Below are 21,209 nucleotides of genomic sequence, written 5' to 3' on the forward strand. Positions count from 1 at the left end.
AATTGAATGACATCGGACGCGACCAATCCAGGTCGCGTCCGTTTTAACCGGCTTTCAACGCGGCGCCTTGCCGCTTTCCCTCATCCATCCATGCGTTCAGTCGCATGCGGGCCGGTTGCTCGATCAAATGGTAACTTAGCAACGCGAAGCCGATCCCCAGAGCCAGTGCGATGAGCCGCGGCAGCAAACCCTGCTGGGCCAGAACCTGAAAGGGCTGTTGCCACAGGTAGAGTGAAAAGGACATCCGCCCCACCCGTTGGATGACAGCGCCTTCGAACAAGGCGGCGGAAAAGCGCACAGCGCGCTCCAGCCCACAAACGGCAACTGCCAGCAGCAGGGTTTTCGCGCCGAAGAACAACCAGGCGGCGTCCGCGAATAGTCGCACGACCAAGCCCAGAGAAAAGGCCAGCGGCACCAGCCACTCCATGGACGACCGCTTGCGATGCTGGCCGACCAGCAGGAAGAATGCGGCCGAAACCAATATCGGGGCGGCGCCCACCTGCGTGGGCCAAAAGACGATGAAGGGGTTCTGCCCGTAAACGTCATACTGCAAAATGCCGTTTACCAATGCCGCGAGACCTAGCGCCAGGATGACAAGTCCGGCGAACCGCATGTCGACTCCGCGAAACGCCAGCGCAAGCAAGCCGAGCAGCAGATAGCTGTGTTCCTCCACACACAATGACCAGATATGATCGAATATCGGTATGAAGGCACGGCCCTCGATAATGACGTAGTTCAACGTGAAGGAGAGCGCGGACAGCGCCCCCAAAGGGCCCGGCGTCACCGGCGTTGGCAGAAAAATGACGGAACTGATCACGACAAAGGCGAACAGGGCCGGATAGACGCGGCTGAAACGACGGAAGAAAAATATCCCGAGAGGCATTTTCCGCACAAACAGGATCTCAGCCATAAGACGTCCGGAAAGAACGAAGAACAGATCGACGCCGGCTGATCCGAGATGCGGGAGGTATTGGTCCCCACCAAAATGGCCAATCAGCACCAACAGGACGGCGAGCCCACGCCAACCGTCGAGCGCAGGTATATGAGGCTGCTTTTCAGCTCCGATATCGATGGCCATAGGTGTACTCTCCCGAAGCCACCATCTTAAGGTGCATTCATTAATGAAGTCGATACTTCTAATGCAATCAATGAGAGAAGTCGCTGAACATGAGGGGCGCCCGCTCAGAGAAGGGTGAAGGGGCCTCATAGGACGCAGCTTGGAGAACAAGCATGTCGTGTGGATGTCCACCCGTGAAGAGCTGAGCCGCTCCCGGGCCGTCGATCAGCTAAATGTCGATCGTCTTGCAGACAATACTACGTAGCCCCCACCGTCTCCGGTGCGGCTGCACTATTGCCGGAAAAGACCCAGTTCGCGGTGGCGGCAAACGGCGTTCCTATGGGCAGTGGCGCCGTCGCCGAGCGACGCGTCAGCTGGCAGGACGCAATTGCAAGCGTGAAACACCGGCTGCGACATTCAGGCCGGTTCCAGCCTCAGCGCTCAACGGCTGCAGGGCGAAATTCTTGGAGTTGCCGCCGACGAGAGCGTTGGCTCCGAGGCCGAGGCCGACGGAAGCACCTGCGGATGCGCCGACATAGGTTCCTGCCAGAGCACCGTCACCGACGCGGGTGGGCGCGGTATTGACGACGACCCAGCTCAGATAGGTCTTGCGGGTGACCCCGATGTCGATCCCGAGCTTGCCGATCGTACCCGTATAGCGCTCGACCCTGCCGGTTCGCTGCTTGAAAGTGCAACTGACCTGCTTGTTGGAGCCGATAATCATGCCGACGCCGCCGGCAACTTCGCAGGAAAGCGTGCCAAGGCGCTGCTTCGGCTCGGACGCGACCTGCGCCGACTGCTTCTTGGGATGCTGATGAGTGCTGGCGGCGGAAGCCGCAGAACCGAAAGCCACGGCAATGGCCGCGGCCGCAATAAGGGTCTTTTTCATGACGTCTCCTTCGGCGGTTTGAGCGCCGCGGTCACTCCGGTCGGCGCAGGGGAGCTCGATAGGTCGATCTCGGGATGGAGGGGCAGCCGATGATCGTCCGGTATAGCGATATTGCTGATGACGCGGGTTCCGGCATATTCGCCGGCAATGGCAATGGCGCGCTGCCGAGCGTCATCGGTCGGCGCGGTCCCCGACAAGAGGATGGCGCCGTCCGCGACGGCGACCTCGATGCGGCAATCTTCGAGGCCTTCGGCGTAGGCAATCAGGCACCGGATCGCGGCACAGGTGGCGCAGCGATCCGGTGATGTCGTCATCGACGAAAGTTTGGCCAGGAAAAGCATCGGAACCTCGAAGATCACAAGAGCAAAGATATCGCCTTATGGCGTCAGCTAAGCGTCTTCTTGATGGCATCCTTGGCCTTGCCGATTTGCGTCTGGATCTTGCCTTCGGCCTTTTCCGCAGCTCCCTCGACCTTGAGCTTGTCGTTGCCCGTCAACTTTCCGGCGGCTTCCTTGAGCGAGCCGCTGGCTTCCTTGACTGCACCTTTGACGCGATTTTTGTCCATGTCTTATCTCCTTGTGTTTCCAGAAGAGGAGGCATCGGCCTTCGACCGAAGCCATGAACAATCAAGTAGGGCGGCAATACGGATGCTTGCAGAGCAGAAACTACTATTTGTGCTGGTAGAAAATAGCCTTTTTTAGGCTGGATGCATATATTTTCCGTTACATGCGGCTGTTCGATCCAAGGAGTGCCGCCGCTATTTCGGTTTCCGGCCTTTCGGTATGGCGGACATGCCGGTAAAGCCGCGCTCGCGAGCCCATATCACGGCAGCGGAACGACGGTTCACGCCGATCTTTGCGTAGAGCGACGCGACATGATTACGGATGGTGTTTCTGGAAAGATGCAGCGTCTCACTCATCTCGGCATCGCTTTGGCCACGGCAGATCAAGGCAAGAATTTCCCTCTCGCGGTCGCTGAGGTCGAGAAGCTGGGCGGACGGCACCTTGCCGTCGGATACCTGCCGCAAGGTCGCAAGCCGGTCGACGATGGAACGACTGAACCACGAGGTATCGGCCATCACGCTCTCGATCGCTTCGACGAGTTCGGCCTCGCTGCGCATGCGCTCCGTGACATCCTGCAGTGACCAGATGACACACTGCTGATCATTGATTTCGACGCGCTCGGCGGAGACGAGGCAATCCGCATTCCCACCGTTCTTCTGCTTCATCCGCATGGTCTCATCGCGAAGCGGCGTATTGTCGATCAGCTTTCGTTCCATCGCTCGCCGGGCGGCGACATCGCCCCACAGCCGCAATTCGCTGGCTGTCTTTCCGACAATTTCTTCAAGGCTGTAGCCCGAAAGTACGACAAAGGCGTCATTGACCTCGGTAAAGACGAAATCATCCAGACGGGAAATGGCGGCTGGCGCCGGCGACAGCCGGAACGACTTGGAGAAGCGTTCCTCGCTTTGCCTGAGCGCATTCTGTGCCTTTCGCCGCGCGTCGAGATCGGCAAAGGTAAAAAGCATACAAGGCTCCTCGCCGACGGCGATCGGCTCACCGGCGATGATGACGAGCCGGTCGCCACCGGCGGGAAGCGGAATCAGCGCCTCGCGCTGACGGATCAACCGACCTTCCGCGAGCTTTGCCAGCGCGTCTTCGCCGCTATCGCAATTGGCGAAAAGTCCTATGTCGTCGACGGTCTTTCCGATCACGTCTTCCTTGGCATAGTTCGTCATCTCGACGAAACCCTGATTGACCCGGATGAAGCGAAGGTCGTCGAGGCGGCAGATCAGACCGGGTGCAGGATTGGCGTTGAACGCCCGCTCGAAGCGCTCCTCGGCCTCAAATAGCGGCGTCTCGTCCCGAATGATGAGCGCAAGCACGTCCAGACGGGCGCCGGCATCGGCGATGATGAGGCTGCGAACGGTATGAACCCAGATGAGATCGAGATCGGCGGCGGGCGATATTTCGACCGTTACCTCATCGACGGTCTCACCCTTCAGCAGGCGTTCGATGGGATACTCCCCTTCGGCGAGCAGATGGTTGTTGCGGTAACGAAGCGTGAAAGCCTGCCGATAGCCGGCGGCATCGCCTCCCAGCTCTTCGATCGTCGAAATCCGGTGCATCCGCAGCGCAGCGCTGTTCGCCCAGGAGATCGTACCGTCCGGATCGAGCAGGACGATACCGTCGCTCAGTCCTGAAACGAGCTCGCGCAAGACATTCCGATTCACATTCAGCGGCTGTAACCCATCACTCATATGCTGCCTCATTCAACCCTGGCAGCTTAGATAGGAGTGCGGGCAGAGAAAAGAAGCCATGCAACCGACAGCGGAGCCGGCATCGGCAGGGATCAGAGGTCGCGGTTCAGTCTACACAGCTCAAAGGCGCGGCGTTCCGCAGAAGCAGCGGCAGGGAAAGAGAAGGGTTGGGTATGGTGAGCGCGTCGAGCGTCTCCGTCTGTTCGGGAGAAAGCTGAACCTGGAGCGCACCGATATCCTCGTCAAGTTGCTCCAGCGTATGCACGCCAATGATCGTTGACGATACCGCCAGCCGCGCCATCGCCCAGGCAAGAGCCACGCGGGCAGTCGTCGTGCCAAGTTCGGCTGCGACGCGGAACAGGGCATCGACGATTTCGAGATCCTGCTCGTCTGGCCGTTGCGCCAGCTGCACCGTATGACCGGCCCTGTTGTTGGCGCGCGTATATTGCCCGCTGATGAGGCCGCCGCTCAACGGCGAATGTGCGACGACGCCAAGCCCCAATCCTCGCGCCATCGGAACGAGTTCAACCTCAAAGAGCCGGGCCGCCAGGGAATATTCGATCTGCAGGCCGATGAACGGAGCCCAGCCATTGCATTGCGCAAGCATGTGCGCATGCGCGACCTTCCAGGCCGGCGTGTCGGCAATGCCGAAATAGCGCAGTTTTCCCGATTGAGTGAGATCGTGAAGGGCGCCCAGCACTTCTTCAAGGGGAGCCTGAATATCCCAGTTGTCCAGCCAGTAGACATCGAGATAATCGGTACGCAGGCGCCGCAGAGTCTGCTCGACACCGGCCGTCAAGGCACTGCGACTGAACTCCTGCCCATGCCGGTCGATGCCGAACTTGGCGGCGATCACAAGCCGATCGCGTTGATGGGACCGCTGCGCAAAATAGTTGCCGACAACCGTCTGCCCACCCGCTTTCAGGTCTCCACTGCCGGTATCGAGATAATTGCCGCCAAGTTCGAAATAGCGGTCCAGAATTGCCGCATGCCTGTTTTCACGCAAATACCAGCTGGAATCCGCATCGAAGGTCATCGTTCCGAGCGCAAGCGGACTGACGCGCAACTCCGAACGTCCGAGTGCGGCATAGTCATCAAGGTGCATGCATGGTCCCCCGACCGGCTTACGTCCACATATATCCTATCTCATATGTAAGTTCGTCAAACAAAGGAATTAGGCGCGGATTCACGATTTTAGAATTCGTGATTTCGGATAATGGTTCCATCACCGGCCAGCCTGACGCTTTCGATCGCATCCTGTCGCATACCATTCATGGTGGACGGAGATGATGACGAACACGATCGCCTGTCTTAACGTTGCAGCCGGCGTCGGATAGATTCTCTCCCGATGATCAATCGGCGTGCAAGAGCGCTCCACGACATAAAAGGCGGACGAAACATGAAGACCATTGGCTATGCGTGCACCTCGGCGGAGACTCCGCTGGAGCCCTACTCTTTCGAACGGCGCGCACCGCGCCCGAACGACGTGGTGATGGAGATCGTCTATGCCGGAATCTGCCACTCGGATGTCCACATGGCGCACAACGATTGGGGCTTTTCGAGCTACCCTCTGGTCCCGGGCCATGAAATCGTCGGCCGCGTGATCGAGGTCGGCAGCGATGTCACCAAATTCAGGATCGGCGACCACGGTGCGGTCGGCTGCATGGTCGACAGCTGCCAGCATTGCGATCAGTGCCGGCGCGGCGAGGAGCAGTTCTGCCGCGAAGGCAATACGGGCACCTACAGCGTTCCCGATCGGATCGACGGATCGATCACGAGAGGCGGCTATTCGAAGCATATCGTCGTGCGCGAGGAGTTCGTCTGCACCGTGCCCGAGGGTATGGATCTCTCGCGCACCGCTCCGATCCTTTGCGCCGGCATCACCACTTATTCGCCGCTTCGCACCTGGAATGTCGGTCCGCATAGCCGCGTCGGCGTCATCGGCATGGGCGGCCTCGGCCACATGGCCGTCAAGCTGGCAGCTGCCATGGGCGCCAAAGTGACGATGATCTCGCGCTCGCCGGACAAGGAAAAGATTGCCCGCGAAATCGGCGCCGACGACTTCCTGATCTCAACCCATGCTGCGGCCATGAATGCCGCTGCCAACGCCTTCGACCTGATCATCGACACAGTTCCCGTCAAGCATGATCTCGATGCTTACATGCCCCTGCTGGATATCGACGGTACGCTGGTCGTGGTCGGGCAGGTCGGCCCCTGGGGTGAAGTGAACGGCCTTCCTTTCCTTATCGGCCGGCGCCGGGTTGCCGGATCGCCGATCGGCGGAATGCGCGAAACGCAGGAAGTGATCGACTTCTGCGCACGCAAGGGCATTCTTCCCGAATGCCGGATCATCCGCCCGGAAGAGATCAACGACGCTTTCGCGACACTGCAGCGCGCGGACATTCCCTATCGCTTCGTGATCGATATGGCCTCGCTTTCGGTGCCGGGCGCAGCTTGAGCGAGCCGGGGCGCGGCTTGTCAAACTGAGCCTTTCACGGCAACTCTTTGCCGCTGGCGGACGAGCAGGTTCGCCGTTCAGACAATTCGGGAGGGCCAGGGATTGCGACCCTCCCGCAGCCATGAAAGCGTATCGGTCCAGAAACTGTCCGTGTAACGGTCGTGGAACAGGCCGAAATGGCCGATCGCACCCTGGCCGAAATCAGCCGGGTGCAGCAATACCGACGTGCACTGCGCACCGGTATAGTAATCGAGCGCGCGACGAATGGCCGGCAGCGTTCCCAGTTCATCGTCGGAAACCGCGACTGCGAGAATGCGTGCCCTGGCAGCCGCCATGCGCCTCAGTGCATCCTTCCTCTCGCTTCTCGGATGGCTGCGTTCAAACCGCGGCCCGCGAAAGCTCCATTCGTTCGCCACGCCGGACGGCAGATCTTCCAGCCAGCCGAGCCGGCGGCCTGGAAAATAGCCACAGGCCGCCGTCAGCGCCGGCATGGCGACGTGCCATTTGAGAAACAAGGCAGCCCGCCGACGCGGCATGTAGTCGCCCCACCAGGCATATTGAGCCCCGACCGTCAGCATCCTGTCGATCTCAGGCGCGCTTTCGGCCAGTCCCGGCAGGAAGCCGCCGATGCTATGGCCCACCACCATGAGCGGACCGCTACGCCGATCGGCCGCCAACCACCGTAACGCCGCCTCGAAATCCTGCTCGCCCCAATCCCGCCAGCGATATCCGGACCCGCGCAGCTGCTGCGGACGCGATCGGCCGATGCCGCGATAATCGAAGGTCAGGACGTCAAATCCATGTCGCGCCAGAAACTGCGCATAACGGTGATAGTAGCGCGCAAGAACGCCCGTAGCGGGATTGATGATCACACTGCCTTCCGGCCTCTTGGTCTCCGCCGGCCAAAGATGGCCGCCGAGAACGACGCCATCCCGGCAACGAATGGAAATCGCCAGGCTGCTTGTGTTCGAAGATGGAAAGGGTTGCTCGCTCATGGCCGACAAGATGAGACGACGGCCTCATTGTGTATACTCACTACCCGGTATACATTGAGCCATGAAAGACAGCCCGCCGCCGACACGCGAACGCATTCTCCAGGCCGCCGGAAAACTCTTCCGGCAGGATGGAATCCGCGCGATCAGCGTCGACGCCATCGCCGAAAAGGCAGGCCTCACCAAGCGCACCCTCTACTATCATTTCCGCAGCAAGGACGACCTGATCGCTGCCCATCTGCAGGCTCGCGACGAACCGAACCTCTCCCTCTTCAAGCGTTGGTTCGATGAGACGGAAGGCGATGCTGCCGAGAAAGTTGCCGGCATCTTTCGCCATCTGGCCCAATCGGCGCGGAACGCCAAATGGAAGGGTTGCGGCTTCCTGCGAACCTCGGTGGAACTCGTCAACCTTCCCGGCCATCCGGCCCTGGTCGCAGCCCGAGCCCACAAGAAGCGTGTGGAAGACTGGCTGGGATCGGTCTTCATGAAAGCAGGAGCGGATGGCGATGCCTCGTTACTTGCGCGCCAGGTCATGCTGCTTCTCGACGGCGCCTTTGCGGTCGTCCTGCTCCATCGCGACCCGAGCTATATGGAAACTGCAGCGGAAGCGGCGGCTGATCTTATCAGAGGCCGCCTCCCCGGCTCAAACGACCCCGGATCGAGAGCCGCACGCCGGACGACCTGATCGCAGACAAGCCCGAATGTTCCCCAACCCACTGCGCATGCGACAGATCGCGAGCTTTCACTCGCGATAGCAAGAGTGTCAGGACAGTTCAGCGTAGACCGGTATCGGCTGCTGATCCCGCCTCGCTGGAAATTGCCTCTCGTACGGCCAACTCGGCCATGGCAAGAGCTGCCTCGCGCGTCCGGGCCGCGGCGATGAAACGGCCGTTGTGGCAAAAGCTTGCGCCCTCCACGCCACAAGCTGCCTCCAGATCGCCATTGGTCAGACCGGCCCAGGCCATTGGCAGATCGGCGCGAAGCTCAAACCCCTCCTCCGCGCGCCGGATGCCGGTCAGGCACCAATCCTTTTCGCGCGGATGGACGACAAACAGCAGGTGATCCGCGCCCGCCTTCATGATGGCGGGACGGAACGGCATTCCCATCGGCAGCTCCAGAACTCGCCCCTTGCCCGTCTCCACGATTGCCTGGTGTACAAGTGCCTCGGCCCGCAATTTTGCAGCGCTTTGGCCTATCCTTGCCTCGACGAAACTACGGGCGATGGCAAGCGCTGCGTGGAAACAGCGATCGTCGGCCTCAGGGTCCGTCTCATCGAAGACCGGTTTTAAGGTTTCCAGCAGCGCCGACAGCGTGAGCCCGGCCAGCGGCCCTGCAATCGAAGGACTAAGCGCACCATTGTCCACCAGATCGATTGGCAGCACAAAACTCGTGTCGAAAGAAACGTGAACCGTATCTATATGGGCTTCCGGAAGACCGAGCGCGGCAAGATAATCACGACCATAATGTCTCCAGATCAATCCGAACGAGCTGTACGGCTGGCCATCGTCCCGTAGCGGCGCCCCGCGCTGATGGTGATCGAATATCCGCTCAGCTGCGTCATATTTCCCGCCGACATCATAGATGATCCGATCTGCGCCGGCCGTGATCCATTCCGGAGCCCTGCTGCGAACGAGGCGGGCCTGCGGGAAAAGCCGGGTCAGGATGACGCTCGACAGCAATTCGTCCGCATGGAAGCCACCGGAATGGGTGACGAGGAAATCTGGAATCATGACGGCATCACCTTTTTGTTCACGAAGAGCCCTCTTGGGCTCGGCACCCAGATAGCGGCTGACCGAACGTATCTCAACCCGCCATTCGTTTTGGGGCGAGTACCCGCAGCCTTATGGACTGGAGATCTTCGACGATCCCGTCGGAACCGTGTAGGAATAGTGGCCGGCTATCCTTGGCCATACTTATACGGTTCGCGGACTGTGCCTTGGGATGAACCTCTGGTCACAGGCTCGGCTTCTTCACCGGCCGCCATTGCGCAATTTGACGACAGCGGACGCATCATTCCAAAGTCCCGGCCAACGTCGTGACGAGCAGCTCTTGCCGAAGCCGGCTTGTCAGAGCAGATTGCAACGACAACGGAGATGAACGCATGACTCAGGACGATACTTCGGGCGTTGGTGCGGGGGGTATCGCTCCTCGCTGGACATCCAGTGCGAAGAGCGGGGTGGGCACGGCGCTCTCGCCGGCGTGCCGCATTTGGTTCACGCTCAGCCACGGCATCCTCAATGAAGTTTATTTTCCGCGCGTCGATTGCGCCTGCACACGCGACCTCGGTTTGATCGTTACCGGTCCGGATGGCTATTTTTCCGAGGAAAAGCGTGATGCCGAAAGCGTCGTCACAACCGTCGAAGATGGCGTTCCGGCCTATCGGCTCGTCAATACGGCAATCGACGGGCGCTACCGCATCATCAAGCGCATTATCGTCGATCCGGCGCGGAACAGCCTGCTTCAGCAAATATCGTTCGAAGCGCTGCACGGGTCGGTTCACGACTATCGGCTATATGTGCTGGCCGCTCCGCATCTGGTCAATGCCGGCAGCGGCAATACGGGCTGGGTCGGGGATTACAAAGGCACGCCGATGCTTTTTGCGACCGGCAAGGGTGGCATCTCGCTGGCGCTCGCCGTCAGCGGCGGATGGCGATCGGCCTCGGCTGGCTATGTCGGCATTTCCGATGGCTGGCGGCAGTTGCAGGATACCGGAGAATTGGACCCGCGCATCACCCATGCCGCCGACGGCAACGTCGCACTGACCGGTGAAATCGACCTTGCGGCCGGAAGCGACACCGTGCTTCTGTCGCTTGGCTTTGGAAACCGTCCCGAGGAGGCGGCCTACAACGCACTCGCCAGTCTGCAAGCCGGATACAAGGATGCCGAGCGCAGCTATGTCGCCGACTGGCGGAGATGGCAGAGCACTCTGCTGCCGCTGGATGAACCAAGGGCGCCGCCGCCCGAACTCAATCGCTATCGGATATCGACGGCCGTTCTTGCAACGCATCGGCCTCTGTCCTTCGAGGGGCCGGCAGTCGCCTCGCTCTCCATTCCCTGGGGCTTTGCCAAGGGCGACGAGGATCTCGGAGGCTATCACCTGGTCTGGCCGCGCGATCTCGTCGAGACGGCTGGCGGATTTCTTGCGGCCGGCGCACCGCAGGACGCACTTCGCATTCTTGCCTATCTACGCGCGATCCAGGAGGCGGACGGACATTGGCCGCAGAACGCCTGGCTCGACGGCGAGCCCTACTGGACCGGCATACAGATGGACGAATGCGCCTTTCCCATCCTGCTTGCCGACGCACTCCGTCGCGAAGGAGCCCTCACCGGGGATGCGCTCTTGTCCTACGTTTCGATGATCGAGAGAGCGGCGTGCTATGTGGTTGTCAACGGCCCCGTCACCGGCGAGGACCGCTGGGAAGAGGATGGCGGCTTTTCTCCCTTCACGCTCGCCGTCGAGATCGCCGCGCTGCTCGCCGCCGCCGATATTCTGGAAATTGCCGGCCACGATCACAATGCCGACTATCTCAGGCAGACGGCGGATGCCTGGAACGACCAGATAGAGCGCTGGACCTATGTCGACGCCGATGCTGCCAGCGCCGACCTTGGGGTCAAGGGCTATTATGTGCGCATCGCCCCGCCCGATATCGCCGATGGCGCATCACCCGCCGACGGTTTCGTGCCGATCAAGAACCGACCGCCTGCGGACTCCTATCTGCCGACAGCCCGCGTCGTCAGCCCCGATGCCCTGGCGCTGGTTCGGTTCGGATTGCGCGCCGCCAACGATCCGCGCATCGTCGACACGGTGAAAATCATCGACGCGCAGCTCAAATGCGACCTGCCGCAGGGGCCGCTCTGGTATCGCTATACGGGCGACGGATATGGCGAACATGAGGACGGCAGCGCATTCGACGGCACCGGCATCGGTCGGCCGTGGCCGCTGCTCGCCGGCGAACGGGCCCATTACGAACTTGCTGCCGGCAGGCCGAAAGCGGCCATGGCATTACTCAATGCTCTTGAAGGATCGGCCGGCCCGGGTGGCCTTTTGCCCGAACAGGTCTGGGATAAGCCCGACATGCCGGAGCGAGGCCTTGTTTTCGGCGAGCCCTCCGGCAGCGCCATGCCGCTTGTCTGGGCCCATGCCGAACATATCAAGCTGCTGCGTTCGCTGAGAGACAATGCCGTTTTCGACATGCCTCCGCAGGGTGTCGAACGCTATATCAAAAACAAGACAACGGCGCCCTTCGTGCTCTGGCGCTTCAACAACAAGACTTCGCAGGTTCTCATCGGCAAGCGTCTCAGGATCGAGGTTATGGCGAAGGCCGTCGTCCGCTGGAGCTCCGACGGGTGGACGAGCGAAAGCGATATCGAAACCCGCAAAAACGGCTTCGGCATCGACGTTGCGGAGCTTGCGACGGAACGGCTGCCCAAGGGGGCCTTGGTCACCTTCACATTTTATTGGCCCGATACCGACCATTGGGAAGGGGTAGACTTCTCCGTGGCCGTGGCCGACGGCGCTCGCTAGACCTTACTGACAACAGACGCACCTGGAGGAGAGATCCATCGTGAATACAAGGCCAAAAACTCCGAAGCAACCGACGTCCAAAGCGTCGAAAGATCTCGTGGTACTGGCAATCGATCTTGGCGGTTCGCACGTCAAAGTCCGCCTGAGTTCGGGCAGCGACCGGAGAGCAGCCGTCTCGGGCGTGGCGATGTCGGCCCAGCAGATGGTCGAAACGGTCAAAAAGCTTGCAGGCGACTGGCAGTACGACGTCATCGGCATGGGGTATCCCGGGCCAGTTGCCGGCAATAAGCCGGCGCTGGAACCGCACAACCTTGGCCCCGGCTGGAAAGACTTCGATTTTTCGGCCGCTTTCGGCAAGCCCGTCAGGCTTGTCAACGATGCCGTCATGCAGGCAATCGGCAGCTATAACGGCGGTAATATGTTGTTTCTCGGGCTCGGCACCGGGCTGGGTTCGGCAATGATCGTCAATCACGTATGTTTGCCGATGGAACTCGCGCATCTGCCCTACAAGAAGAATGAAACCTTCGAGGACTTCGTCGGCGAGCGCGGGCTCGACAAGTACGGGAAAAAGAAATGGCGCAAATCGGTCGAGAAGGTCGTGGGCAGGTTGCAAGCGGCGCTCCTGCCGCATGAAACCGTCATTGGTGGCGGCAACCTCGAAAAACTCGAGACGCTCCCTCAAGGCTGCCGCGCCGGTGACAACGAGAATGCCTTTCTCGGAGGTTTTCGCCTGTGGACGGACGAAAGCTTGAGTTTCTAAAACGTGTCGCAACTGACCGGATTCAGGATTCCCATTTGGCCTGATCTGTGATTCACTTTGCTCATGGAAGGAGATGCACCATGGGCAAGCCGCATCCCATCGAGTTGCGTGAGCGTGTCGTTGCCTTTGTGAATGAAGGACATAGCAATCGCGAAGCGGCTCGGCATTTCCGGGTTTCGCCTCGGTTCGTCAACAACATGATGATGCTGCATCGGTCATCCGGTTCTCTGACCGCCGCCAGGCAGGGCCACCCGCCTGGTGGTGCGAAGCTTCTGGCTCATGCTGATTGGGTCCGCGAGCGGATGTCCGTCCGTGGCGAAACGACTTTGGACGAACTGTGCGTTGCGCTCGCGGAACGCGGCATTGAAGTCCACCGCGTCACGGTCGGACGGTTTCTGCACCGGCTCGGGTTGAGCAATAAAAAAAAGCCTCAAGGCAAGCGAGCAGCGCAGACCGGAGATCGCCAGGGCGCGTGATCTTTGGATCAATCGCCGAAAGCGGTTCTTCAACAAGGCCTTGTCGCGGCTCATCTTTATCGATGAGACCTCAACGAACACACGTCTGACGAAACGCACTGGATGGTCTGCAAAAGGCAGGCGCTTTGCCGCCTATGCTCCCTTCGGGAAATGGAAGACACAGACCTTCATTGCCGGACTGCGCTACCATGGCCTGACCGCGCCATGGATCGTCGATGCTCCGATGAACAACCGCATCTTCGAAACCTGGATCGAGACACAGCTTGTGCCGACACTGTCGGCCGGCGATATCGTCATCCTCGACAATGTCGGCTTCCACAAAAGCCAGAGGGCCGAGCAACTGGTCAAGGCGAAGGGCGCATGGCTCCTCTTCCTGCCGCCCTATTCGCCGGACCTGAACCCCATCGAGATGGCCTTCTCAAAACTCAAAGCGCTTCTGCGAAAGCGAGCCGCACGCAGCTTCGATGCCATCACCAAAGCCCTTGGCGATATCATCAGCCTCTTCTCCATCAACGAATGCCGAAACTTCTTCAAGGCTGCCGGCTATGAGGCTGAATAAATGCGACACGCTTTAGATGCAATGAACGGCCGGGCGATGGCGGCGGCGTGCCGCTCCCATCGCGATCCGGGCCATGTGGAAATTACCGTGGATGCAGCGGCCGATCTTATCGGAGATGGCCTCGCCGGCCTACGCAAGCTTGGGCCAAAAGGCTGCAGCTACTTGACTGCAGAGAGACCATAGAGGCCATCCGGCCCGACAATCGCTTGCTCGATGGTCTTGTTTTCGTCATCCGCTCTATGCGATCAATGATATTTCAAACGCTCCCGCCCCAGGATGGCAGGGGCGTCGACACCGGCGATCGGCTGGGAAAGATCTCGCGAAATGTCGCCGGCAAGCTGCAAGTCGATATAGCGCGCGCAGCAGACACGCAGGAACGACGTGAAATTGCCGAGATCGTGGCCGGCGTCGATCGATTCATGGTGCAGCTTTGTAATCAGCTGCACCACGTTCATGCGGTCGCGCCGTGCGATTTCCTCCAGCTTCGACCAGAAAAAGTTCTCCAGCCTCACACTGGTCACCATGCCGTCGATGCGCAGGGAACGCGTGGTGCTTTCCCAGAGCCTGGCATCGGCCTTGATGAACAATTCGCACATGCGCGTCCCCTTTCTTCTGGTTCAGGCGGCGTTTGCCTGCGACAACGCGTTGGCGTCAAGCACGGCCATGAACTGGCGCAACCATGACGGATGCGCCGGCCAGGCCGGTGCGGTTACGAGCTTGCCGTCCGCGACGGCGTCGTTGATGGCGATATCGGCGTAAGTGCCGCCTGCAAGCTCCACTTCGGGCCGGCAGGCGGGATAGGCCGAGCAGGTGCGTCCCTTGAGAACGCCCGCAGCGGCGAGCAATTGCGCGCCGTGGCAAATAGCGGCAACCGGCTTGTCCGCCTCGAAGAAATGCTGCACCGCCTTGATGACGTCGGGGTTCAGACGGAGATATTCCGGCGCACGGCCGCCCGGAACGACGAGCGCATCGTAATCCTCGGCACGGATGCTGGCAAACGTTGCGTTCAACGCAAAATTATGGCCGCGCTTTTCGGAATAGGTCTGGTCGCCTTCGAAGTCGTGAATGGCCGTCGCCACCGTCTCACCGGCATTCTTGCCGGGGCAAACGGCATGAACCGTATAGCCGCAGGCAAGCAGCGTCTGGAACGGCACCATGGTTTCGTAGTCTTCGGTGAAATCACCGGTAATCATCAGGATCTTTGCTGCTGGCATGTCTTCCTCCCTAAAAACCAACGTCTGCACTTTAGCAAAGCACCGCAGGGCGCGGGTATTAGGCGAATACTACACGCCGTTTACAACGTGATTTATGGCGCCGGCGGCCGGCGAATATCCGGTACGGCACAAGCCTCGCCGCCGCTAAAGAGGCGGGAGCGGGTAAGAAAACGCTTCTCCCGCCCATTGTCGAGGGAAAACATGCCGCCGCGGCCGGGAACGACGTCGATGATAAGCTGGGTATGTTTCCAGGCCTCGAACTGGCTGCCGCTGATATAGACGGGCACGCCGCCGATCTCCCCGAGCTTGACGTCGTTGTCGCCGACCATGAATTCGTTCGTCGGATAGCACATCGGCGAAGAGCCGTCGCAGCAGCCGCCCGACTGGTGGAAAAGGATGTCGGGATGGTCCTGCTGTATCTCGCGGATCAGCTCGAGCGCCTTGTCGGTCGCCAACACCCGCGGCTCTAAGCCATTGTCGTCCATGACCATCCTCCAATCGTCTCAGTGCAAATGCTTGAAGGCCCCCAGCTTCCGCTGGGAGCCTCATTGGCTTTGTTGGGAGGTCTCAGAAGAAACCGAGCGCCTTCGGGCTGTAGCTCACCAGCATGTTCTTGGTCTGCTGGTAGTGATCGAGCATCATCTTGTGGTTCTCGCGACCGATGCCGGATTGCTTGTAGCCGCCGAAGGCCGCATGCGCCGGATAGGCATGGTAGCAATTGGTCCAGACACGGCCGGCCTGGATCTCGCGGCCGAAGCGATAGGCGCGGTTGCCGTCGCGGGTCCACACGCCGGCGCCGAGACCGTAAAGCGTGTCGTTGGCGATTTCGAGCGCTTCCTTCTCATCCTTGAAGGTCGTCACCGACACGACCGGGCCGAAGATCTCCTCCTGGAAGATGCGCATCTTGTTGTGGCCCTTGAAGATGGTCGGCTTGATGTAGTAGCCGCTCGCCAGCTCCCCACCGAGATCGGCGCGTGAGCCGCCCGTCAGGACTTCGGCACCTTCCTGTCTGCCGATATCGAGATAGGAGAGGATCTTTTCCATCTGCTCGCTCGACGCCTGGGCGCCGATCATGGTCGCGGAATCCAGCGGGTTGCCCTGCTTGATCGCTTCCACGCGCTTGATGGCCCTTTCCATGAAGCGGTCGTAGACCGATTCCTGGATCAATGCGCGGCTGGGGCATGTGCAGACTTCGCCCTGGTTCAGCGCGAACATCGCAAAGCCTTCGAGTGCCTTGTCGAAGAAGTCATCGTCTTCGGCCGCGACATCGGCAAAGAAGATGTTCGGCGACTTGCCGCCGAGCTCGAGCGTGACGGGGATAAGGTTCTGGCTGGCATATTGCATGATCAGCCGGCCAGTCGTCGTCTCGCCGGTAAACGCGATCTTGGCGATACGCGGGCTGGTCGCCAGCGGCTTGCCGGCCTCCAGGCCGAAGCCGTTGACGATGTTGAGAACGCCCGGCGGCAGGAGATCGCCAACCAGCTCGGCCCAGACCAGAAGCGAGGCCGGCGTCTGCTCGGCTGGCTTGATGACGACGCAATTGCCGGCCGCGAGTGCCGGGGCAAGTTTCCAAGCCGCCATCAGGATCGGGAAGTTCCACGGAATGATCTGGCCGACGACCCCGAGCGGCTCATGGAAGTGATAGGCGACGGTATCGTGGTCGATCTCGCCGATCGAACCTTCCTGGGCGCGGATGCAGGAAGCGAAATAACGGAAATGATCGATGGCCAGCGGAATGTCGGCAGCCATGGTTTCGCGGATCGGCTTGCCGTTGTCCCAGCTTTCCGCCTGCGCCAGCACCTCGAGCTTGTCTTCCATGCGCTGGGCGATCTTCATCAGGATGTTGGAGCGATCGGTCGTCGACGTCTTGCCCCACTTGTCCTTTGCCGCATGGGCGGCATCGAGAGCGGCATTGATATCCTTCTCGTCGGAGCGCGGAATTTCGCAGATCTTGCCGCCTGTGATCGGCGTCAGGTTGTCGAAATACTTGCCGCCGATCGGGTCGCGCCACTCGCCACCGATATAGTTGCCATATTTCAGCTTGAACGGAGATTCGACGATCTTCTGATGCAGCATGCCATCCTCCCTTGGTCGGCAGGTCCGGTAAATGAACCCAATGAGAGAAGTGTGAGTGCATATGCCTTCGGGCGGTAGGGTCGGCGCCTCATGCTGCAGCGCACAGTGTCGCAACCATGCGACATCTGCCCGACGGAATGTGTCCCTGGCGGCAATTCAGTGCAGATTGAGCCGCTTCATCTTCCGATGCAGCGTCGAACGGCTCATCCCGAGCGCGGTCGCTGCCTGAGAGACATTGCCGTTGGCGCGCGAAAGGGCCCGCAGCAGCGCCGCGCGTTCGACCTCCAGAAGATCCTCGCTCGCAGCCCCCTGCTCGCGCAGAACATCGGAAGCGGGAATTCCAGCGGCAATGCGATGATCGTCGAGCCTCAGCGCAAGACGAGCCGCTCGCGTTGCGCCGAGCACGAGGTCGTTGCGGTCGACTGCCAGCAGCGCGGAAGTGGACGCCGTATCCGTCGGCACCATGACGAAACGGGCACCGGCAAAGGCACTCCGGAACAGATTGAGCTCGATGCGCACCGCCGCGTCACGCACCGTCTGCGACAGGATCATCAATGTCGCGTCGTTGACATCCTCGCGGCAGGTGGAAATGTCGAGCGCGCCGGCAAGCTGGCCGCGATGATCGCGGATCGGGGCCGTGGTGCAGCTCAGGTCGATATTGGAGCTGAAGAAATGCTGGTCGCGAAAGATCGCGACGGCCCGCTCGTCGGCAAGCGCGGTGCCGATACCATTGGTGCCGATGCTGGCTTCGGTCCACACCGAACCCGTCCACAGACCAAGGTCGTGAAACTCCTTGTCGTCGGCGATCGCGCCACGCCGCTCGAGCGCAATGCCGTCACGATCGGTCAGCAACAGGCAGCAGCCGGCCTTCCCGACGGCAAGGAACAGACGATCCAGCTCGTTCGAGGCTTCGGCAACCAGTCGTTGCGACCGATCGAGCGCCGCCTGGAATTCCTGACCCGTCAGCCGCATCGGCAAACGCTTGTCCTCCGGCGCAAGGCGATGCATCGTCATGCAGCGTCTCCACGAGGCGACGACGGGCGAACTTGCCGCCGCAGATTGCGCCGACGCATAGACCTGATCCGCATGCGCGGAATATTCGTGCATTAGGCTCCTCCCACGGAACGCTGCTGCAATTGTCGCTAAAAAAGCCGGCTGTGGCAATCCTCCCAGCGCCTTTCGCCCGAGAATACCGGATTCCGCCATTATCCCATTGGCGATAAAGTCTTTTTCGGCGCCGCCCATCCCACCGCTCCTGCCACAGCCGCAGCATTTCGGAAAATGAATCCGCGCCGACCAATGTCGAACGCCGCGGGCGGTGGAAATTGCGGGCGGGCCAACGCCAAAAATCGCCGGGTTTGCAGCCTTTCAGGCGGCTGTCAGCGAGTCGCTGTAGCAGCCTTGCCTCAAGGAAATGAAGAGAAAATCCGTGTTCGCAAACACCGGCTTCATGGATGAGTGATCGACGGCAACGGAAAGTCGGCTTTATGCGGGCATGGCGGCGAGGCCAAAGGGCTGTGAAAAAAGCGCTGGAGCGATCTGCCGACACCGGTTGCAGACGCGTGGTCGCCGGACTTCGCTGCGTCTTCAACGCGCCTGTGGTTGCGCCTCCGGCAAATCGCGCATTTCTCGAGCGGCCACTGGCCGTCATCGCCATTTTCCTCGTCCTGTCATTGTTCGTCATGTGGGCAGCCGATTATCCGCTGGGCATCTGGATGACGTCGTTTCCTCAGCAGTTGCGTGGCATGGCCAAATGGATCAGCAGTCTCGGCACCGGGCTGCTTGTGCTCTCATTCAGCGGCGCCCTGCTGATATTCGCCATCCTCGCACCGGCGCAAACGTTGCGGAAATCGATACGCACAGGCACGGATCTCATCGCTGCCGCGGCGGCGTTCGTCTTCCTGGCGGTTGCCGGCGGCGGCATTGTCGATTCACTTGCCAAGAACGTCATCGGCCGCGCCAGGCCGGAGCTCCTGCAGACGAACGGCGCATTCTCCTTTCGACCTTTCGCCTTTCACTCCGACTTCGCATCGTTTCCTTCCGGACATTCGGCCACGGCAGGCGCCATGGCCATGTCGCTGGCACTCGTCTTTCCCCGCCTCCGCCCGGTATTCATGCCCGTCGGTGTGTTGATCTGCGTGTCGCGTCAGTGGGTAGGCGCTCATTGGGCAAGCGACACCCTGATGGGCTGGGGCATCGGCGTGGCCTTCGCACTATGGCTGGCGCATATCTTTGCCGGGCGTCGCCTTCTCTTTGCCTATGGCGCCGACGGTCGCCTGTGCCCGGGAGAGCAATACAAAACACTCCTGGCCGTTCTGCGTGCCTTGGCACGGGGCATGCCCAGGATGGGAAAAAAAGTGGTACCCGCCGCCAAGGGATGCCCAGCAAAGGCCGGACACACATCCGGGATTCTCGAAGTTCGGTCCTGAGCTAGCCTGCGAGTGCTGTTTTCGGCTAAGCTTAAGGACGTGAGCGCCGCATAAGCCCGGCCTCCCCGATGTGATTATGATGTGAATGCAAAATTGATCGAGACGCAGCGACGGATTTGCCGATCACGGCCGTTCAATCGCTGAAGGGACAACAGCCTAAGCTCTTCAAGGATGAATGAGGACATCATGAAAAAGATCATATTACTGGCTTTTGCTGCAACTGCTTGCTTTGCGACGATCTCCCCGGTCGAAGCGCGCGAGGGCTGCGGCGTCGGCTTTCATCGTGGTCCCTATGGCCATTGCCGCCCGAACGAAGGACGGCCGGTCGTCGTTGTGCCGGCCGGACCGGCAGTCGGCGTCTTTTATCCGGGACGCGGATACTGGGATGGGCACCGCTATTGGGTGCACCGTGAGCGGTGGCATGGTGGCTGGCGCTACCGCTAAGCCTCTATCCTGATTGGGACGCGACCCGGTCCTGGAGATCGGGTCGCGCGCCGGCCGATAGCTCTGTCGCCTTGCCGGCTTCGATGCCCGTCTGCCTGGTCAAGGCAGAAGAAGCAATTTCCCCGTCGTTCTGCGGCTCTCCATATCCTCATGCGCACGCCGAGCGTCCGCCAGCGGGTAGACCCCGCCTATGGTGGCCGTCAGTTTACCTTGCTCGATCCATTCGAAGAGCTGGGTCGAATGCGCCCTGAACAGCTCCGGCGTGTGAATATGGTCGGAGAAGACGGCGTAGCCGATCTTGATGCTGCGCGGCAGGCTCATGATATCGAGCGGACCGGGGCCGCCCAGCACCGGGCCGAACCAGCAGAAGGTCCCCGACCGACGAAGAGAATCCAGGGAGCCCTGAAACGTCGTCGGACCCGAGCCGTCATAGACCACATGGACACCCCCGCCGCCGGACAAGCGGATGGCCTCTTCGGCGAATTTGCCTTCCGCATCGACGATGACATGGTCGGCACCCGCGGATTTCGCAACATCGACCTTGGCCTGACTGGAGACACGGCCGATCACATGGCCGCCACGCAGTTTGATGATCTGGGTCAGCAGCAGGCCGACACCGCCTGCTGCTGCATGGACGAGCGCGATGTCGCCCGGTTGCACGGGATAGAAATCAGTCGCGAAATGGCTGGCCGTCAGCCCCTGCATCATGATCGCGGCGGCGGTGCGATCATCGATCGCGTCAGGCACCTTGACCAGGGAGGCTTCGGGCATGACGACGCGCTCGGCGTAACTTCCGGGCGCATAGACCCAGGCGACACGATCGCCGATCTTGACGCTTGCGACATCCTTGCCCAACGCAAGCACCCTTCCTGCGCCTTCGACGCCAAGCGTCTTGGGATTGGGCATATGCGTCCAGGCCATTCCCTGCCGGACGCCGATATCCATGAAATTCACACCGGCGGCATGGACCTGCACCAGAACCTCTCCCGCGCCGGGGAGCGGATCCGGTCGGTCGACATACTCCAGGACGTTCGAACCACCGACGGCGGTCATGACGATCGATTTCATCT

At 60.6% G+C, this 21,209-nt stretch carries 22 protein-coding genes; 8 read left to right on the plus strand and 14 right to left on the minus strand.

Translation table 11 applies throughout. The features are described from left to right. Positions 1-43: 43 nt before the first annotated feature. The 6 genes from ACQZ6J_RS17400 to ACQZ6J_RS17425 all read right to left on the minus strand — a co-directional run bounded on the left by ACQZ6J_RS17400 (position 44) and on the right by ACQZ6J_RS17425 (position 5,311). Entirely contained in the window at positions 44-1,078 is a 1,035-nt protein-coding gene (locus ACQZ6J_RS17400; protein WP_449084994.1) for an acyltransferase family protein, read from the minus strand. Between the two features lie 349 nt (positions 1,079-1,427). Next, on the minus strand, positions 1,428-1,946 hold the full coding sequence (locus tag ACQZ6J_RS17405) for a DUF992 domain-containing protein (protein WP_449084995.1): 519 nt from the start codon (positions 1,944-1,946) through the stop codon (positions 1,428-1,430). Continuing rightward, positions 1,943-2,287, minus strand: coding sequence for a BON domain-containing protein (locus ACQZ6J_RS17410; protein ID WP_449084996.1), 345 nt, complete (start codon positions 2,285-2,287; stop codon positions 1,943-1,945). Before ACQZ6J_RS17410 ends, ACQZ6J_RS17405 begins: the two co-directional genes overlap by 4 nt. A gap of 44 nt (positions 2,288-2,331) precedes the next feature. Beyond that, entirely contained in the window at positions 2,332-2,511 is a 180-nt protein-coding gene (locus ACQZ6J_RS17415) for a CsbD family protein (protein ID WP_449084997.1), read from the minus strand. A gap of 192 nt (positions 2,512-2,703) precedes the next feature. After that, complete coding sequence (locus ACQZ6J_RS17420) at positions 2,704-4,206, minus strand: PAS domain S-box protein (protein WP_449084998.1); 1,503 nt, start codon at positions 4,204-4,206, stop codon at positions 2,704-2,706. Between the two features lie 106 nt (positions 4,207-4,312). Then, complete coding sequence (locus ACQZ6J_RS17425; RefSeq protein WP_449084999.1) at positions 4,313-5,311, minus strand: aldo/keto reductase; 999 nt, start codon at positions 5,309-5,311, stop codon at positions 4,313-4,315. A 294-nt stretch (positions 5,312-5,605) separates the two neighbouring features. Between ACQZ6J_RS17425 and ACQZ6J_RS17430 the strand changes: the two genes are divergently transcribed. Continuing rightward, entirely contained in the window at positions 5,606-6,664 is a 1,059-nt protein-coding gene (locus ACQZ6J_RS17430; RefSeq protein WP_449085000.1) for an NAD(P)-dependent alcohol dehydrogenase, read from the plus strand. A gap of 77 nt (positions 6,665-6,741) precedes the next feature. On the opposite strand, the gene ACQZ6J_RS17435 is transcribed toward ACQZ6J_RS17430, so the two are convergent. Further along, positions 6,742-7,659: an alpha/beta hydrolase family protein gene (locus tag ACQZ6J_RS17435; protein WP_449085001.1), complete on the minus strand. Its 918-nt coding sequence runs from the start codon at positions 7,657-7,659 to the stop codon at positions 6,742-6,744. A gap of 61 nt (positions 7,660-7,720) precedes the next feature. Here ACQZ6J_RS17435 and ACQZ6J_RS17440 point away from each other — a divergent pair, with 61 nt between their 5' ends. Next, positions 7,721-8,341: a TetR/AcrR family transcriptional regulator gene (locus ACQZ6J_RS17440; protein WP_449085002.1), complete on the plus strand. Its 621-nt coding sequence runs from the start codon at positions 7,721-7,723 to the stop codon at positions 8,339-8,341. Between the two features lie 88 nt (positions 8,342-8,429). On the opposite strand, the gene ACQZ6J_RS17445 is transcribed toward ACQZ6J_RS17440, so the two are convergent. Then, the gene (locus ACQZ6J_RS17445; RefSeq protein WP_449085003.1) at positions 8,430-9,386 is read right to left on the minus strand and encodes an MYG1 family protein; all 957 of its coding nucleotides are present in this window, start codon (positions 9,384-9,386) and stop codon (positions 8,430-8,432) included. Between the two features lie 371 nt (positions 9,387-9,757). Here ACQZ6J_RS17445 and ACQZ6J_RS17450 point away from each other — a divergent pair, with 371 nt between their 5' ends. The 4 genes from ACQZ6J_RS17450 to ACQZ6J_RS17465 all read left to right on the plus strand — a co-directional run bounded on the left by ACQZ6J_RS17450 (position 9,758) and on the right by ACQZ6J_RS17465 (position 13,976). After that, positions 9,758-12,181 (plus strand): glucan 1,4-alpha-glucosidase, encoded by a 2,424-nt coding sequence (locus tag ACQZ6J_RS17450; protein WP_449085004.1) that lies wholly within the window; start codon positions 9,758-9,760, stop codon positions 12,179-12,181. Positions 12,182-12,221: 40 nt separating this feature from the next. Further along, a complete protein-coding gene (locus ACQZ6J_RS17455) occupies positions 12,222-12,941 on the plus strand; it encodes an ROK family protein (protein WP_163990421.1) in 720 nt (239 codons plus the stop codon). An 80-nt stretch (positions 12,942-13,021) separates the two neighbouring features. Beyond that, positions 13,022-13,417, plus strand: a complete 396-nt coding sequence (locus ACQZ6J_RS17460) for a hypothetical protein (RefSeq protein ID WP_449085005.1) — start codon at positions 13,022-13,024, stop codon at positions 13,415-13,417. A 40-nt stretch (positions 13,418-13,457) separates the two neighbouring features. Further along, positions 13,458-13,976, plus strand: a complete 519-nt coding sequence (locus ACQZ6J_RS17465; RefSeq protein WP_449085006.1) for an IS630 family transposase — start codon at positions 13,458-13,460, stop codon at positions 13,974-13,976. Positions 13,977-14,221: 245 nt separating this feature from the next. Here the strand turns inward: ACQZ6J_RS17465 and ACQZ6J_RS17470 are convergent, their stop codons facing one another. The 5 genes from ACQZ6J_RS17470 to ACQZ6J_RS17490 form a co-directional block, all read right to left on the minus strand. After that, complete coding sequence (locus ACQZ6J_RS17470) at positions 14,222-14,572, minus strand: ribbon-helix-helix domain-containing protein (RefSeq protein ID WP_163990417.1); 351 nt, start codon at positions 14,570-14,572, stop codon at positions 14,222-14,224. 21 nt (positions 14,573-14,593) lie between these two features. Then, on the minus strand, positions 14,594-15,190 hold the full coding sequence (locus ACQZ6J_RS17475) for a DJ-1/PfpI family protein (RefSeq protein WP_163990415.1): 597 nt from the start codon (positions 15,188-15,190) through the stop codon (positions 14,594-14,596). A gap of 92 nt (positions 15,191-15,282) precedes the next feature. Further along, complete coding sequence (locus tag ACQZ6J_RS17480; protein ID WP_449085007.1) at positions 15,283-15,675, minus strand: DUF779 domain-containing protein; 393 nt, start codon at positions 15,673-15,675, stop codon at positions 15,283-15,285. A gap of 82 nt (positions 15,676-15,757) precedes the next feature. Beyond that, positions 15,758-17,266: an aldehyde dehydrogenase gene (adh, locus tag ACQZ6J_RS17485; protein ID WP_449085008.1), complete on the minus strand. Its 1,509-nt coding sequence runs from the start codon at positions 17,264-17,266 to the stop codon at positions 15,758-15,760. A gap of 156 nt (positions 17,267-17,422) precedes the next feature. Next, entirely contained in the window at positions 17,423-18,373 is a 951-nt protein-coding gene (locus tag ACQZ6J_RS17490) for a helix-turn-helix domain-containing protein (RefSeq protein WP_449085009.1), read from the minus strand. A gap of 410 nt (positions 18,374-18,783) precedes the next feature. Between ACQZ6J_RS17490 and ACQZ6J_RS17495 the strand changes: the two genes are divergently transcribed. Next, the gene (locus ACQZ6J_RS17495; RefSeq protein WP_449085010.1) at positions 18,784-19,695 is read left to right on the plus strand and encodes a phosphatase PAP2 family protein; all 912 of its coding nucleotides are present in this window, start codon (positions 18,784-18,786) and stop codon (positions 19,693-19,695) included. Between the two features lie 186 nt (positions 19,696-19,881). Further along, positions 19,882-20,139 (plus strand): GCG_CRPN prefix-to-repeats domain-containing protein, encoded by a 258-nt coding sequence (locus ACQZ6J_RS17500; protein WP_163990405.1) that lies wholly within the window; start codon positions 19,882-19,884, stop codon positions 20,137-20,139. 99 nt (positions 20,140-20,238) lie between these two features. Here the strand turns inward: ACQZ6J_RS17500 and ACQZ6J_RS17505 are convergent, their stop codons facing one another. Then, positions 20,239-21,207, minus strand: a complete 969-nt coding sequence (locus ACQZ6J_RS17505; RefSeq protein WP_449085011.1) for a quinone oxidoreductase family protein — start codon at positions 21,205-21,207, stop codon at positions 20,239-20,241. Between the last annotated feature and the right edge of the window lie 2 nt (positions 21,208-21,209).

This window comes from Rhizobium sp. A37_96, assembly GCF_053521765.1.

What these genes read in the sequence shown, in the direction of transcription:
- ACQZ6J_RS17400 (WP_449084994.1), bottom strand. Translation starts at nt 1,078, where the DNA reads ATGGCCATCGATATCGGAGCTGAAAAGCAGCCTCATATACCTGCGCTC.
- ACQZ6J_RS17405 (WP_449084995.1), bottom strand. Translation starts at nt 1,946, where the DNA reads ATGAAAAAGACCCTTATTGCGGCCGCGGCCATTGCCGTGGCTTTCGGT.
- ACQZ6J_RS17410 (WP_449084996.1), bottom strand. Translation starts at nt 2,287, where the DNA reads ATGCTTTTCCTGGCCAAACTTTCGTCGATGACGACATCACCGGATCGC.
- ACQZ6J_RS17415 (WP_449084997.1), bottom strand. Translation starts at nt 2,511, where the DNA reads ATGGACAAAAATCGCGTCAAAGGTGCAGTCAAGGAAGCCAGCGGCTCG.
- ACQZ6J_RS17420 (WP_449084998.1), bottom strand. Translation starts at nt 4,206, where the DNA reads ATGAGTGATGGGTTACAGCCGCTGAATGTGAATCGGAATGTCTTGCGC.
- ACQZ6J_RS17425 (WP_449084999.1), bottom strand. Translation starts at nt 5,311, where the DNA reads ATGCACCTTGATGACTATGCCGCACTCGGACGTTCGGAGTTGCGCGTC.
- ACQZ6J_RS17430 (WP_449085000.1), top strand. Translation starts at nt 5,606, where the DNA reads ATGAAGACCATTGGCTATGCGTGCACCTCGGCGGAGACTCCGCTGGAG.
- ACQZ6J_RS17435 (WP_449085001.1), bottom strand. Translation starts at nt 7,659, where the DNA reads ATGAGCGAGCAACCCTTTCCATCTTCGAACACAAGCAGCCTGGCGATT.
- ACQZ6J_RS17440 (WP_449085002.1), top strand. Translation starts at nt 7,721, where the DNA reads ATGAAAGACAGCCCGCCGCCGACACGCGAACGCATTCTCCAGGCCGCC.
- ACQZ6J_RS17445 (WP_449085003.1), bottom strand. Translation starts at nt 9,386, where the DNA reads ATGATTCCAGATTTCCTCGTCACCCATTCCGGTGGCTTCCATGCGGAC.
- ACQZ6J_RS17450 (WP_449085004.1), top strand. Translation starts at nt 9,758, where the DNA reads ATGACTCAGGACGATACTTCGGGCGTTGGTGCGGGGGGTATCGCTCCT.
- ACQZ6J_RS17460 (WP_449085005.1), top strand. Translation starts at nt 13,022, where the DNA reads ATGGGCAAGCCGCATCCCATCGAGTTGCGTGAGCGTGTCGTTGCCTTT.
- ACQZ6J_RS17470 (WP_163990417.1), bottom strand. Translation starts at nt 14,572, where the DNA reads ATGTGCGAATTGTTCATCAAGGCCGATGCCAGGCTCTGGGAAAGCACC.
- ACQZ6J_RS17475 (WP_163990415.1), bottom strand. Translation starts at nt 15,190, where the DNA reads ATGCCAGCAGCAAAGATCCTGATGATTACCGGTGATTTCACCGAAGAC.
- ACQZ6J_RS17480 (WP_449085007.1), bottom strand. Translation starts at nt 15,675, where the DNA reads ATGGACGACAATGGCTTAGAGCCGCGGGTGTTGGCGACCGACAAGGCG.
- adh (WP_449085008.1), bottom strand. Translation starts at nt 17,266, where the DNA reads ATGCTGCATCAGAAGATCGTCGAATCTCCGTTCAAGCTGAAATATGGC.
- ACQZ6J_RS17490 (WP_449085009.1), bottom strand. Translation starts at nt 18,373, where the DNA reads ATGCACGAATATTCCGCGCATGCGGATCAGGTCTATGCGTCGGCGCAA.
- ACQZ6J_RS17500 (WP_163990405.1), top strand. Translation starts at nt 19,882, where the DNA reads ATGAAAAAGATCATATTACTGGCTTTTGCTGCAACTGCTTGCTTTGCG.
- ACQZ6J_RS17505 (WP_449085011.1), bottom strand. Translation starts at nt 21,207, where the DNA reads ATGAAATCGATCGTCATGACCGCCGTCGGTGGTTCGAACGTCCTGGAG.